We start from the raw sequence: 13,194 nt of genomic DNA on the forward strand, positions 1-13,194 counted from the left end.
CTTAAAGCTTAATATCTTAGAAACAATTCCTCTATAAAAAAAATAAGAACCCCAAAAATTGTTCTTCCAATTTTTGGGTTTTTTGCTTTTTATCATCCTATTCCGTTTGTTTCAATCACACTTTTATACCAATCAAACGATTTCTTTTTGTATCTGTTTCCGGTGCCTTTTCCTTCATCATCCAAGTCAACATAGATGAAGCCATACCGTTTCGAAACTTATTACTGTTCTTTTTGAAAGGTCGGTTGTTTTCTTCTTTTTCTTTTTTCTTCACTATCTTCCAGAGAAGAAACGGATTTTTGTATTTTCTCTGTTTCTTTTAAAGTTCTTTGGATTTGTAAAGATTGGTCTTCTTCAGGTAAATCAACATTATTTAAAATTTCACTGTCATGATAAAAGTTTGGTAAATTTATAAATTCTGGCATATATCTCTCCCGTCCTCTCCTTTACTAACTGCCTTAGACAATGATTCATGTGCTTCTTTTAGCCATGGATGAATAACTTTGACGCCTTGATCTAATAGATATTTAATATAATACAATGCAGCACTTTCTAAAGAACATTCAAGTGCTGATAATAAACCGTCTAGATACGGAGGAATTCCATCTTGATCCCAACTTATTTTATCTGCAACGAACACAACTAAGTCTAGTTGAGAATACCTCCCCCTTAAAGTTGTATGACACTCAATTGCGGATAAAATCTCGTTGTCAGTGATGCCAAAAATCTTTTCTGCCATTTTTTTTGAGATCTTCTGGTGAATGATCATTGGAAATACCAACTCTTCTTGATTTAGTTCTATCCCTATTTTTTTTGCTATAGTAATTCTACGATTGTTTGGATAAATTGCGGATATATCGTGTAAATAACCCGCTATTTTGGCTTTTTCGCCATTGATATTGTAATTTACAGCAAGTTTCTCCGCACAATCACCGACTGATATACAATGTTCATAAGTTTTTATATGATCATGTTCTTCAAGAAAACGATAAACATCATCTCTTAATGCCAAACTATTCACTATTGTCATTTTTTCCTTCATTTACTTACTATGTGTATTTTCAAATGAATTATTTACTACTTATGGTTATTAGAAAAATCGAGCCTTACATAGAAGAAATATACATAGAGAATTAGATATTTTATACTCTACTTTTAAATATATTCTTAATTTTTCTTCTGATTTAACAATTATCTCGGTCTTGCCTAAATACTGGATTTCTTTGCCAAAGATTTGTTTTATGTAATTTAATTCCACTTCATCATTTTTCTTGATAAGTGTGTAATAACTTCATATTTAGAAAAAGAAACGATAAATTTTAATCGCTTCTTTTCAGTATTGGATTTGGATCTTAAAATAAAATTGTATATCCTTTTATTTATTTTGTTGTAAAAAGGCTTCTAAAATATGCTTTACCGACAAACTGGCATTTTTTAATAAACTTTCTGCTTTTTTTATTGTTGCTACATTGGAAATAATCATGGTTTTATATGGTTCTCTATCGAATGAACGCAACGAATCTAAAGCATATTCAGCAACCTCAGCATTATCGTTTACTAGCTCTAACAACAAGTTGAAGCCATTCATACCAGTATCCTCTTCAATAGAATAAGCTAATCTAATTTTATATCTATCATTCTTTTTTTACAGATTGCATTAACGCTCTCCAATCGCTCTCAGTAAAATTTCCTAGTAATTCTTCAGTATAGATACATCCATCATCATACCAAGAATCCTCTGAACTATCTTCAGATAATATTTTATCTAACTCATCATACATATTTTAACACTCCTTATTTACTAAATCCTATAGGAGGAGGTCCATTAACTGTTCCAGTAGGATAAGCACTAATTATTTTAGCTCCTTGTTTTATTACATCAATTTTGACGCCACAAATAATACTTCCATACCATGTAGCACCATCACTAGTTAACTAGATTGCTATTACCAATAGTCTTTGAACTTTCAATGATTTTCGTATCAATGCAGCTCTCTGGAAATGCTGTACTGGTTTTTATTTTAATTTTTTATGTAACTTTCAGCATCAGAAATAAAAAAGGTTAGCTTCAAATCAGGATATTTTTTATCAAGTTCCCTTAAACAAGAGATGAATCTTTTACTTTGTAATTTTTCAGAAACATCAGCAAAAACTGAGCTAATCAATAATAAGTCTTCCTTAGAACAATTTTTCAAATAATTAATTGTTTTATCTTCACTCATAGATAGTATAGTGGTTAATTCTGTCCAACTTTTTTCAAGTCCAAAGTCGTCTTCTTCATGTAAACTTCTTCGTTCTTCTAAGTTTTTATTTATTTGATTAAATATATCCATAATTTTTTCTCCTTTAAATAGTTATTTATGGTTGTTTCGTGCCATCTGGAAAAATGGTTCCAATATTCCCATCAGTTTTTATTACACCCACTCGTACACCATTATAATCCCCAAAAATAACATCCCCATTTTGAGCACCTACAAAATTTGATTGGTTAGCAATATGCTGTGCTGCACGTTTTATCTCTTTATTTGTCCAATTTTCAGGAAACCAAGATTGACCTGTGCCTATACGTTTCGACGGTGTCTTGTGGTGTGGTACATTTCCAGCTCTGACACCATTAGAGTAAGTTTTGTCAATGTTTACTTCAAACCCATTTTCCTTTAGAAAGTCAATGTTAGCTTGGCCATGTCCCCCACCCTTCATTTTGGAAACTTTTCCTGTGGAAGGATTAACAGTAAAATCTCCGACATCAGCATGTTTCAAACTTTGTTCCGGAATTTCAAGTTTAAAGACTGTAGCTCCTCCCTCTTTCTCACTAAACGACTTTTTATTGACACTCCCAACATCATCGATGCCATCTAATCTCGAAGCACCTTTATTTCCATAATACGCCCCCATCACTGTGTCGCCAATATTCGTAAATGTTCCTGACCATGCAGCGTACTTGAATTTATTCGCTTCTTCTTGGCTGATTTTCTTTCCTGTGTATGGATTGATTCTTATATTCGCACAACCAAGTGTTTTGCGATTGATTTCTTCTAGACTATCTGTTTCTTTGATTAACTCAATCTCTTGATCGCCTGATTCAATAACCAAAGATACGTCTTTTTTTATTTTCTCAAAATAACTTTTATTTGTACCTTTTGGTAATGAGTATGAGCCATCACTTTTGATTGTCGTATTATTTAATATCAATACACCTTGCATCGCTATCTTCAACTCATTTAGACTATTAGCAAATAAACCACTTGTTTGTGTATTGAAATCCTGTAGTTTTCTTAGTTGATTTTGTAAATGATCGATAGCTTGTTGAAAGCTATCAGTCATTCGCTGCAAATCTCTTTCAACATTCAACAAGGTATCTAGTACACTTGCGATTGGGTTCAGTGTCGTTTGTAATCGGACGAAAAATAAGGTCTTGTCTACTGAGTTTTTCATTGTACGTGTGACTTGTATCTGTTGATTTAACTTATCTTCATTCAATTCGCCTTCACTTGCCACTATTTTATCGGCATTTTGGTATTTTTTCAATTCTTGTTCAATCTGTTCAATGGCATTTGTTGTGCGGGTGATCGTTGGAATGATCAAATCCGCAAACAAGCCTTTGCCTGCTGTATACGCCGCACCAGATAATTGCTTGCCATCTACTGCTGAGACAACTTTTTGACTACCCGATTTCAATTGACTTACAGTTTCTTTACCACTTTCTAAATTACTTTTAAGCGCAGACATAAAGTCTGAAGATTCACTACTGACATAAATCAATCCCATGAGAGGTTTCTCCTTTGCGCCTGTAATTCTTCTCGTTCCGTTTCTAATTTCTGAATGGCTTTATTATATGTATGATTTAATTCCTCATTGGCTTGTCTTAACTGACGTTGAAAAATATGTTGTTTTGTTTCATTATTTTTATGTAACCACTGTGTTGAGGTATAACCTCGTTGCAATGCCTCATGGTTTGATTCAGCTAATTGTTGAAAACCTCTTTGAAGTACATCTTGCAACTGAAGCAGTTTTTCTTCTAATACACGTTTTTCATTCGATAATTTTTCTTGATGTTTTTCTACTTTGACAATTTCTTGTTGATTTTTTAGCATTTCACCATTCATTTACTTACCTCCATTCCATATCATACATTTGATTTGAATCTACCTAGAAGTAATGATTTTTACCGTTTTAGAGAACGTTTCGCTACTTCCAAGATATAAATCGTATCACTATTGATCTTTGTAAAGAAAGCGCATTCTATGTAAAGCTTACCAAATATATAAATCGAAAAACGAAAAATCTCATAAAATGTAGTTTTGATATCATAATCGTGCAAATCGTTGTAACTGTTCTTTTAAATATAAAAAATTGCAAAAGAAAAAGGCTTACGCCCTTTACCAAAAAACTATGCGGAGTCTCTCTCTACGCCATCCGATTGCAATGTTGTTCAGTCACACATTCTACAATACCGTACCAGTCGGAGCGACCACTGGCATATTGTAGCTTTACGAGATGTGGTCAGGCATGACAGCCTACAAATTCCACAAGGGCATTCGGTATATTTTGATTATGATTAGTATCAACATATACCGCCTTCTGCTACTCTCACGCGTTTCTTGTCTTATAGATTATTTCTAATCACTTCACGGCGAAGGACTTCTTTGGATGTTTCCATCAGTGTGAAATGCCAATCCCTTAGCAAATCTCTTCACAGGGAGGCTAAGTCTTATCAACTTAGCTTTCTATTGTCGTCCCGACAAGTTCGCTACCTTACATTTGGTCACACTTTGCACACGTTCTTTGCGCTCCAATGCTTTTACACTGGCTTTCCTCTTGTTACCAAGAATACTCACTTGATACGCAACAGTATCCCATTACGACATCAACAATGACTGATTCCCAAACGTTCCTTGACGAGTTGCTTAAACTCTCATACACAAGGTTCTGCATTAGTTTTTTGATAAAAAGAATAAACCTTTTAACATTTTTTTAATGATCATTATTTCATATATTTAGCTGATCTCAACGATATCATTCTTTCTCAACTTTATCATGAGTTAGAAAAATTTTCGTTCCTTAAATTTAAAAAAAAAGAAAAAAAGTGGGACAGTCATCAGATATTTTCTGATGATTGTCCCACACTATTTTACTTGATTGAACGCATCAGCAGTTCTTATTGACAAAGAGACCGCATAATTCATTTACTTAACCCACAGACCCTTCCATCTCATAACTAAATATATATAGGTAATATCAATTGATTTCAATTTAATAAAAGTCCCTATTTAACAGTAGTTTTTATGCCAAAACAGAAAATACGTTCCCCTTTATTTACTTACTTTTATATTTTTTTGTGGCAAATTTGTGGCAAAAATAATGTTATTGATTTCATTTTAAGTCACTATGACTACATGCCTTTGCCGTAGTCAAGAAACATTGGTGGCTGTTTTAGTCCACAAAAAACACCCGCTCGAAAAGAGCGGGTTGTGAAAAAGCAATGTTGTTAGGTGATACAATAAGATTACTATCATTTTAATTATTATTCAACTGTTTTGGTTTTCAGTGGTTGTATCTATTTTTTAAAAGACAATCACTCTGAAAAGTAGCTATCTCATTGAAAACTAAGACCTTCGAGATAAGTAAATTGTCTTAAGCTATAACAATTCTAGTGACTCTCAAATGAAGCTTTCCAATCATACAGACCTCTTTATCTTTTAATTCCTTACGAAAATGTAATGAATAAATTGGACAAAAAAATGGTTAGAAAAAAATTTTTTATAGATAATTAAATGTATCAAAATTAGGAGGTATTTATATGCCAATACTCAAATCTGCTAATCCTTTAAAAGCAATCTCTTTATTAGTAATCGGTGCTCTTGGCACAGCTATATCGGTATTGCACATCACTTGTATCTATATCTTTCATATGGGTGTTGCAGATCCGAACATCCCTCTGTTTGGATCTTTTGAAAAATTTGCTTCTGCTACTTCATCTATCCTTCACATTTCTTCCGACAATCTTTATTTATCATCTCTCTCGTTATTTATCATTTTTTCAATTATTGGATTATTTTTCAATATCTTCACTAATAATAATAAATTGATTTCCATTTGGATTTTAGGAATAAATTTACTTTTTTCTCTCCCTACACTCTTTTATTTCTTCGTTGCATGGGGGATGAATCAGTAATTCTTCCATTGTTAGCACAAATTAAGAAATAGAAAGAGGGTTCCAAAATGACTAATAAAACAGATCGTTTATTAAGAGCATTGCAATCATATCAAGAAGTGTGCTGGATAAATCCAAATTTTGGAGAAAGAAAAACTTCATGTTTTACCCTAAATGATGTGATAGACGCTTCTAAACGGCTACAAAGGTTTGCTCCATACATTGCTAAAGTTTTTCCTGAGACTAAAGCTACTGGTGGTATCATCGAGTCAGAATTAGTTGAGATTCCTAACATGTTGGATAAAATAAAAGAAAAAGAACATTTCGAAACAAACAGTAAACTATATTTTAAATGTGACAATAATCTCCCTGTATCTGGTTCAATTAAAGCCAGAGGTGGAATCTATGAAGTTTTGACGTTTGCTGAAAAAGTTGCGCTGGATTCTGGAAAACTAACAATTGATAGTAATTATGCTATTCTAGCAAATGATGAATTCAAAAATATTTTTTCTAATTATTCAATCGCTGTGGGTTCTACAGGGAATTTAGGTCTTAGTGTCGGAATCATGGGAGCAAAGTTAGGGTTTCAGACGACTGTCCACATGTCTAATGAAGCAAAAAGCTGGAAAAAGCGTTTGTTGAGAGAAATAGGCGTTGTTGTCAAAGAGTACGAAGGTGATTTTAGCAAAGCTGTAGCTTTAGGGCGAGCAGAAACAGTAAACAAATTCCACAGTTATTTCATCGATGATGAAGCTTCAAAAGATTTATTTCTAGGATACTCTGTAGCTGCACTGAGACTACAAACTCAATTAAAAGAAAAAAATATTGAAGTATCTGAAGATCATCCTCTATATGTCCATCTTCCTTGTGGTGTAGGTGGTAGTCCAGGTGGAATTGCCTTTGGATTGTCCTGCATTTTTGGTGATGCTGTAAAAATATTTTTTGTAGAACCTACTCACGCTCCGTCAATGTTACTTGGCCTGTACACAGGATTACACGACAAAATTTCAGTGCAAGATATTGCAATCGATGGTAAGACAGCTGCTGATGGATTAGCCGTCGGGCGCCCCTCACATTTAGTCGGCAAGATCATAGAACCGATTTTATATGCTACTTCTACTGTTCAAGATGAAAGATTATATCAATATCTAACATTGCTTGCGGATAGTGAAAACATCTATGTGGAACCTTCATCCGCCGCTGGGATTGCATCATTTGTGAATATAAATCGAGCATTCGCATTGAAAAAAACTTGGATAAAGTCTGGCACACACATAATTTGGGGAACGGGTGGTAATATGGTTCCAGAAGAAGAAATGGCTCAATATTACAAAAAAGGATTGTCTTTACTTAATTTCTAATTATGTAACAATAACAGCAAGTTCAAGTCATTAATCTCGCTAAAAGAACATCGATAACAAAAATACTCAGTTATCGATGTTCTTTTTTTTGGCAATGCTGGGTTACTAGATCATCGCAGGCTAATCTAGCTTACATTTGCTAGATTATTATGATTTGATTCTTTGTTCGTAATATTTGGTTTTTTTCTATTTTGAGAATTGCTTTCATTTTTTGGTTTTACTTTTTGGCTCTTCTTTTCTTTACTATCACTTGACTGTTTATTCTCCTGTTCATTTCTCTTGTTATTAGATTTTTCTTTTTTCTTAGTACCATTTGTGTCACTACTTTGTTTTTTTCTTGGGATCTGTTGTGATTGCTTTGGCGAATGGCTCTTTGGCTTTTCTGACACTTTAGGACCACACGCTGCAAAACTAACTGTCGCTAAAATTCCTAAACATGCTAATAAAAATTTCTTCATATTGACCACTCCTATTATTTTTTTTGGTACACTTAGAGTGTATAAAAAAGAATAAATTAAACGATGCCTATTTGCTTAAACCATTAATAAGAAACGCTTACATTACTGTCACATTACTTTTTAAACATCCATAGATATGTTTAAATAATTAAGAATATTTCTATTTAGCACTTTGCAGAAGTAAACAAATTCATCTCTTTACAAAATATGAACTTTTTATGAAATTTTTTTGTTTTAAATAGTTTCGCTAAATTTAGTTTTTTTGCTATCCGAAATGATTCATTAGCTCTAAACTTTTATAAAGAAAATTAGGAGGTTATTGTATTGAACGCTAATCGATTAAATACTTCGTCTACACCGATCATCTTATTTTTTATCGGTGGATTAGGTACTCTGTTTTCTTTTTTCAATCTAGCTGATTTTCTAGTTTTTAATGTAGGAATATTGGAACCGTCGATGCCAATACATGTCTATAACTTTTATCATATCTTATCAGTATATGCTGCTAATCTTTAATTTTTTACAGCCAATCAAATATATTTGGTTCTAATTGTTCTTACAATCACGCTTCCAGTTGTTATGCTCTTAATAAATATTAAACAAAATAACTTGAAATCAGATTCAATATTTTTACTCCTATTAAATCTAGTTTTTTCACTTCCAATCATTTGTCTACTATTTTTTCTTTAAATGAATGGTCAATTTCCATTGACAAATGTGAGTGAGAAAGCTAATTCAAAATATACGTATAGTCAAATTGACATTATATATTCTGTAAAACTAACTATATCATTATAGAAAAAAGACCTACTCCGCAGAGTAGGCAATTAAAAAAAACAGTATGGTTAGGATTGTACAATTCCTTTGTTGTCTAAATTACGTATGTTATAATTAGTAAAGAGAGTATCGATATGCACGCTATAGACTTCCCCAAAAGTTTTAGCTATCGATACTCTCTTTTCATAATTACGCCTACAGTTAGTTTAAGGTTAACCTAATGATAATGCAAGCGTTTTGCTAGATTATGAAACATAAAACAGACCCACTCAGAAAAGTGGGCAAATGATAATATCCTAATCAATGGTTTCAAGGACACTTTTAAATTACTATGATTTTATTTATTGTTCAAGTCATATGCTTTTTTTATCGCTTGTTCTCTTATAATGGTTAGGTGCCGATTGAAGATTTGAGCGAGTTACTACAATCGATTAAAAAAACAAAAATTCCCTTTCTAACTAAGGACAGGACTTCTAGTATTTTTATTTTTTTGTTCTTTGCTTACTACGCTGATTACTTTTCTTCACTGCTTTTGCAGCAACAACGCTTGATAACAAACCGTCGCCCATTACTTTATTTGTAGCTTTTTTTGCAACTTTATATTTCACTGCCGATTTTAGAATACTCAATAGCACGCACCTCCTCTTATACATTCAAATAATATTATAGATTTAAGAATTTTATATGAAATTTGAGATAATTTAACCATAAGTTGTAAAATATTGTTATATTATTATTTGAGGTGATTTTTATTTTCTGGATTTTTATTCTATACTTTTTAAGTTTCACGATGTTATATAACCGGTTGGATAATTCATCAGAAAAAACTTGATGTTGATCAATCGAATTGGAGCATATTCATGATATGTTGTATCCTATTTTCGCTATTAGTACTAGGCGTTGCAATCATGGGTACTTGGATAATGCCTGCTCTTCCTTATATTTAACACTCTTCACACATTGACAATGACTATTCGGAAGTATTGTTTTTATTTATTGTTCAAGTCATGTGCTTTGGAATTTATAACAGATCTGCTCGTTCTATATAATGCGATAAATAAAGATTGAGGATCTGGACGAATTGCTACAATTGATAAAAAAACTCAGCCAAGAATGGTTGACTGAGTTTTTTACTATGTACCCTGTAGGACTCGAACCTACGACCGGACGGTTAATAACTCGCCATATGCTCTGCCTAACTGAGCTAAGGGTACAAATTATTGTCAAAAGGGTCGTCAGAACTATTATCTGGTAGATAGTTTATTTATTATGGTAACAATCTTCTTGTCACTATGACTTAAATATATATAATCGTAAATATAAATAATGAAATAGTTATAGCCAAATTGTATCGAACAATTTTTGTTATTGTCAATGTAACAGATTATTCCTTAATTTAACTTTACAAACAATTGCACATTCTTCAATCTTATTACATACCAATACTATTGAGAAGCAAACGGGATTTCATGTAGATGTAATAAAAAATGATTATTTATCAATCCTAGAGATATCGATTTAGTATAAGTTGTTGCTTATTCATTTTAGATTATTTTAATCAAATCAGATTCACTTAGACAAAATAACACCCGCTCATATAAGAGCGGGCAGTCTTAGGATAAAGAATCTTCTGAATGTGGATAATTAAACTTTACTATCATTTTAATTTAGGTTCAAATAATATGTTTTTTTATGTATACCACTCCGAAGAGTGGCACGTACGTTAATATGGGAATTATTTGGTCAGCTTCACATTACTAGAGTTTGACCCCGCATTCAAGTAATACGCTTTCCTTGCTGTTTAAAACACATGTGATAGAATCATAAAAAGAGTACCAATGCGCACGCTGAAAACTTCCCCAAGTTTTTAAAACTTTGTCCATTGGTACTCTTTTTTTAGAATGATTCCTATTCACACCTTATGGGTAACCAGTGATTATTGCAAGTACCTTGTCTTAATCTGAGAATTCTTAAACTTTGATCGAATCTTATTTTAAACAAAAAAATACCCGCTCGTAAAGAGCGGGCCACTAAAGGATTCAATCCGCATTAGTGAAGCTAAGTAAAGCTTACTACCATTTCAGGCTATGTTCAAATAATATGTTCTTTATGTACCCCGCTCCAATGAGCGGGATGTGAAAAAAGCAATGTTGTTAGGGTGATACAATAAGATTACTATCTTTTTATCTATTATTCAACTGATATAATCATTTTGCTGTCTAAAATACGTATGATATAATTATTAAAGAGAGTATCGATATGCACGCTATACACTTCCCCAAAAGTTTTTAGTTATTGATACTCTTTTTTATGATGGCGCCTACGGATATTTTAAGGCTGACCTAAAATTATTGCAAGCGTTTTGTTTTTATGTTTTTTCAGATTTTCCCATAAAAAAAGACCCACTCCGGAGAGTGGGCGGGTATTAAAAAACGAATTCTTAGTACTGAGGATAACTTAAGGGTACTATGATTTTATTTATTGTTCAAGTCATGTGCTTTGCAATTACTAACAGATCTGCTCGTTCTATATAATGTGATAAATACTGATTGAGGATCTGGAAGAATTGCAACAATTGATAAAAAAACTCAGTCAAGAATGATTGAGTTTTTTACTATGTACCCTGTAGGACTCGAACCTACGACCGGGCGGTTATGAGCCGTCTGCTCTAACCAAACTGAGCAATTGAAAAAATAAGTTTCTTGATTGCCATATTTTACATAAACAATTCAATGGTTAAAACTGACTTATTGGTTTATTATCTGCTTCTTTTAAGACATAAATATCTGCTAAAATATTTATTTTTCTTACCTCTAATCCATGTTTAGATATAGACCGTAATTTTTGTTTAGATATTTTAGTAATATAAATACCTTTTTCGGTTGAAAAAACATTGTAACTGAAAAGATTATATACTGGATTCATAAATATTTGATCGTTTTTAACATAAAAAGTTCCTATGACTATAAATAAAATAAAATTAACGATCAAGCTTCTCGGACTGTAAATATCCATCGTAATCAGTGGAACAATATAAGTTACAATATATCCCATCGTATCTTCCCTAACAAACTCAGCATCTTCTAATTTGGAAGTAATCCCATCTTTTTTTGTATAGATAAAAAAAAACAATATACACCCAAAAAAAGAAATAAAAACAAAAACTATTAAGCCCCACCAAAAAATAGATTGTGGAATATTGGAGAAGTTAAATTGACTACAAAATACATCAGATGATAACTTCTTATTTTTATCAAATACCTTAATATTTTGCACACATAACAGCAAATAAAGGGGCATGAATGAAGACATATAAAAAAGAAATTTTTGTATCGTTCTCACTTTGCTATCTCCTTTTTCTAGAGTTCCTCCCCATATCTTTGTTGAATTAATGATTGATAATATCCATCGGAGATACATCCTAATATATGGTTCCTAGAATCCCTATTTAAATTATAAGTAATTTGGTTATTCTCAAAAATTATATCCAACTCGAAGTGCTCAATAACTTTTGGTAAATGTTCTACATGATCAAAAAAACCGCTTAATCTACCAGGCGTATTCAAAATCTTAGTCATTCTTCTTGCAGCAAGTTTATCATTAAGACAATCCTCACAAAATTCATCAAAGTTGCTTATCACACACGCATCAGAAATTTTTTTTAATGCTATTTGCGCTTGTTGGTTAAAATAATCATTTAGTTTGAAAATTGTTTGTAATGCGAATCTATTCACTATCAAAGCCTGATTATCAAAAATCATTATATCTATATCTCTATCGATTCCAAAAAAATCATCTGTTTCAATTTTTCTAAAATTGTTATCTACAAAACGTCCCAAGAAACCATTTCTAATTTTTTTCATTTTAGTAAATCTTCTAAAGATTAACAAATTATTCCCATTATTAGAAAATTCAAAAACATAATAGTTTACACGCTCAATATCTATATCTTTAACATCTCCAACATAGTTATCACTATTTCGTAGATCTGCTAACACTTCATTTATGTGAGCCGTTGCTAAATCAGAGATTTGTAAAGTACCTTCAACTACCACACTCGGATCATAAGCTCTTTGCTCTAAATCAAAAAAATTATTGTTTAAACTCTCACAAAAAAATTTTTTTAAGTTTTCTCGCATCTCTAAAATAATTTCTGGGGTATAAATATCAATACCATTACCAACTTTTTGTACCACTTTCATTGTTATACTATCAATATTAGCGGTATCTAAATCACGCATGAATCTTCTAATCTCATCAATATTCATTAAATATTCCCACTCTCAAAAAATAATATCTGCATAATATAATTAAAACAAAAGAAAGCCCTAAAGACAATAGCTTTCGGGCTTATTAGCAGATATAATCTTTGAGGATTATGGAATAAGTTTAACATATAGGGAACGTAAGTTCAATCCAAACGTTTATGACATTAAAACGATAT

At 31.9% G+C, this 13,194-nt stretch carries 14 protein-coding genes, 2 tRNA genes and 1 pseudogene; 3 read left to right on the top strand and 14 right to left on the bottom strand.

What is annotated here, in order from left to right; translation table 11 throughout:
* Positions 1–92 precede the first annotated feature (92 nt).
* From IGJ95_RS11170 to IGJ95_RS11205, 8 genes and pseudogenes are all read right to left on the bottom strand, one after another.
* Positions 93–218: pseudogene (locus tag IGJ95_RS11170) on the bottom strand (family 1 glycosylhydrolase); the annotation flags it as partial.
* A gap of 3 nt (positions 219–221) precedes the next feature.
* Complete coding sequence (locus tag IGJ95_RS11175; protein WP_010734650.1) at positions 222–425, bottom strand: hypothetical protein; 204 nt, start codon at positions 423–425, stop codon at positions 222–224.
* Positions 410–1,030, bottom strand: coding sequence for a bis(5'-nucleosyl)-tetraphosphatase (symmetrical) YqeK (gene yqeK / locus IGJ95_RS11180; RefSeq protein WP_153830200.1), 621 nt, complete (start codon positions 1,028–1,030; stop codon positions 410–412). Before yqeK ends, IGJ95_RS11175 begins: the two co-directional genes overlap by 16 nt.
* Positions 1,031–1,375: 345 nt before the next feature.
* Positions 1,376–1,588, bottom strand: coding sequence for a hypothetical protein (locus IGJ95_RS11185; protein WP_023520183.1), 213 nt, complete (start codon positions 1,586–1,588; stop codon positions 1,376–1,378).
* Between the two features lie 46 nt (positions 1,589–1,634).
* Positions 1,635–1,781, bottom strand: coding sequence for a hypothetical protein (locus IGJ95_RS11190; RefSeq protein WP_023520184.1), 147 nt, complete (start codon positions 1,779–1,781; stop codon positions 1,635–1,637).
* A gap of 240 nt (positions 1,782–2,021) precedes the next feature.
* On the bottom strand, positions 2,022–2,333 hold the full coding sequence (locus tag IGJ95_RS11195; RefSeq protein WP_019723443.1) for a hypothetical protein: 312 nt from the start codon (positions 2,331–2,333) through the stop codon (positions 2,022–2,024).
* 25 nt (positions 2,334–2,358) lie between these two features.
* On the bottom strand, positions 2,359–3,768 hold the full coding sequence (locus IGJ95_RS11200) for an EndoU domain-containing protein (protein ID WP_153830157.1): 1,410 nt from the start codon (positions 3,766–3,768) through the stop codon (positions 2,359–2,361).
* Positions 3,759–4,106 (bottom strand): hypothetical protein, encoded by a 348-nt coding sequence (locus IGJ95_RS11205; RefSeq protein WP_062804790.1) that lies wholly within the window; start codon positions 4,104–4,106, stop codon positions 3,759–3,761. Before IGJ95_RS11205 ends, IGJ95_RS11200 begins: the two co-directional genes overlap by 10 nt.
* Before the next feature lie 1,694 nt (positions 4,107–5,800).
* Between IGJ95_RS11205 and IGJ95_RS11210 the strand changes: the two genes are divergently transcribed.
* On the top strand, positions 5,801–6,175 hold the full coding sequence (locus IGJ95_RS11210) for a hypothetical protein (RefSeq protein ID WP_041684275.1): 375 nt from the start codon (positions 5,801–5,803) through the stop codon (positions 6,173–6,175).
* A 47-nt stretch (positions 6,176–6,222) separates the two neighbouring features.
* Entirely contained in the window at positions 6,223–7,515 is a 1,293-nt protein-coding gene (locus IGJ95_RS11215; RefSeq protein ID WP_023520187.1) for a D-serine ammonia-lyase, read from the top strand.
* A 125-nt stretch (positions 7,516–7,640) separates the two neighbouring features.
* Here the strand turns inward: IGJ95_RS11215 and IGJ95_RS11220 are convergent, their stop codons facing one another.
* Positions 7,641–7,973 (bottom strand): hypothetical protein, encoded by a 333-nt coding sequence (locus IGJ95_RS11220; protein WP_023520188.1) that lies wholly within the window; start codon positions 7,971–7,973, stop codon positions 7,641–7,643.
* A 324-nt stretch (positions 7,974–8,297) separates the two neighbouring features.
* Here IGJ95_RS11220 and IGJ95_RS11225 point away from each other — a divergent pair, with 324 nt between their 5' ends.
* Positions 8,298–8,489 (top strand): hypothetical protein, encoded by a 192-nt coding sequence (locus IGJ95_RS11225; protein ID WP_438761872.1) that lies wholly within the window; start codon positions 8,298–8,300, stop codon positions 8,487–8,489.
* Positions 8,490–9,232: 743 nt separating this feature from the next.
* Here the strand turns inward: IGJ95_RS11225 and IGJ95_RS11230 are convergent.
* The 5 genes from IGJ95_RS11230 to IGJ95_RS11250 form a co-directional block, all read right to left on the bottom strand.
* The gene (locus IGJ95_RS11230; RefSeq protein ID WP_195514180.1) at positions 9,233–9,379 is read right to left on the bottom strand and encodes a hypothetical protein; all 147 of its coding nucleotides are present in this window, start codon (positions 9,377–9,379) and stop codon (positions 9,233–9,235) included.
* Positions 9,380–9,886: 507 nt separating this feature from the next.
* Positions 9,887–9,964: transfer RNA gene (locus tag IGJ95_RS11235), tRNA-Asn, on the bottom strand.
* A 1,406-nt stretch (positions 9,965–11,370) separates the two neighbouring features.
* Positions 11,371–11,434, bottom strand: a tRNA-Met gene (locus IGJ95_RS11240).
* A 52-nt stretch (positions 11,435–11,486) separates the two neighbouring features.
* Positions 11,487–12,092 (bottom strand): hypothetical protein, encoded by a 606-nt coding sequence (locus tag IGJ95_RS11245; protein ID WP_438761874.1) that lies wholly within the window; start codon positions 12,090–12,092, stop codon positions 11,487–11,489.
* Between the two features lie 17 nt (positions 12,093–12,109).
* Positions 12,110–13,018 (bottom strand): Kiwa anti-phage protein KwaB-like domain-containing protein, encoded by a 909-nt coding sequence (locus IGJ95_RS11250; RefSeq protein ID WP_438761876.1) that lies wholly within the window; start codon positions 13,016–13,018, stop codon positions 12,110–12,112.
* Between the last annotated feature and the right edge of the window lie 176 nt (positions 13,019–13,194).

Source organism: Enterococcus sp. AZ156, from assembly GCF_051714165.1.
Taxonomy (GTDB): Bacteria; Bacillota; Bacilli; order Lactobacillales; family Enterococcaceae; genus Enterococcus_B; species Enterococcus_B pernyi.